1 protein-coding gene is annotated in these 238 nt (G+C 66.4%); it reads right to left on the bottom strand.

Features of this window, described 5'->3' with window-relative positions; genetic code table 11:
* On the bottom strand, positions 1-169 hold a 169-nt coding region (locus HKX41_13295), incomplete at its 3' end, for a hypothetical protein (protein ID NNC25110.1).
* Positions 170-238: the final 69 nt, after the last annotated feature.

The raw sequence follows: 238 nt of genomic DNA, 5'->3' as shown, positions 1-238 counted from the left end.
CCACGGCAACGCCTCCGGCGACGGCCTGACGCGCCGAGTCGATGAAGACAGCGCTCAGTTCGGTTTGCAGTCGGGCGATACGCGCGCGGTCCGCCAGCGCACCTACGGCCGATGCGGCGAGCGCGAACACGATGGCCGCGATGGCCAGCGCCATCGACAGTTCGATCAAAGTAAAACCTCGTTGGCGATGCATGGCGATTCCAGCGATGAAGGTGGCGACAGCTTGGCCCGCCGTCCG

Origin of the sequence: Salifodinibacter halophilus, assembly GCA_012999515.1 — a bacterium.
GTDB lineage: Bacteria > Pseudomonadota > Gammaproteobacteria > Nevskiales > Salinisphaeraceae > Salifodinibacter > Salifodinibacter halophilus.
The sequence above is the reverse complement of the archived record's forward strand: the minus strand, read 5'-3'. Positions and strand labels throughout refer to the sequence as shown.